At 54.0% G+C, this 428-nt stretch carries 1 protein-coding gene and 1 pseudogene; both read right to left on the bottom strand.

Annotation, left to right across the window (positions count from 1 at the left end):
* The coding region (locus M1M07_RS32495) for an ATP-binding protein (RefSeq protein ID WP_248676802.1) at window positions 1-144 on the bottom strand (144 nt) is incomplete at its 3' end.
* Window positions 144-428: pseudogene (locus tag M1M07_RS32490) on the bottom strand (IS21 family transposase); the annotation flags it as partial. The pseudogene M1M07_RS32490 and the gene M1M07_RS32495, both read right to left, overlap by 1 nt.

Raw genomic sequence — 428 nt, 5'->3', positions numbered from 1 at the left:
ATGAAGCAGATGCTCCAGGAAGTCCATATAACTCCATTCCTGGTCTACTGCCTGTTGTGACAGCGCAGGCGCTGCGCTTATAAGGCTTTCCAGTTGCAACTGCCCGGCGAGCACCATCAGTCGTTGATGTTGCAGTTCCATCATCACGCCACTCCTCTGCAGAATGAGTCGTAGATGGAGAGTGGATGATGCAGGGGGTGTTTGTCGAAGTTCACCAGATTTTCATCAAGATGCACGTCATACTCTTTTTTCTCCGGAGGCAGTGCCAGCATGGACTGCTGCTCTTCGAGCCAGCGATCGCAGGGACGTGCCTGGATTGTTTCATGCTTTCGTTGGTTAGCGACATCGTGCAGCCAGCGCAGACCGTGGCGGTTGGCTGTTTCAACATCGACAGTGATCCCCATCGGGCGCAGGCGAGTCATTAGTGG

The sequence above is a fragment of the Rhodococcus sp. HM1 genome (genome assembly GCF_023218075.1).
Lineage (GTDB): Bacteria > Actinomycetota > Actinomycetes > Mycobacteriales > Mycobacteriaceae > Rhodococcus.
The sequence above is the reverse complement of the archived record's forward strand: the minus strand, read 5'-3'. Positions and strand labels throughout refer to the sequence as shown.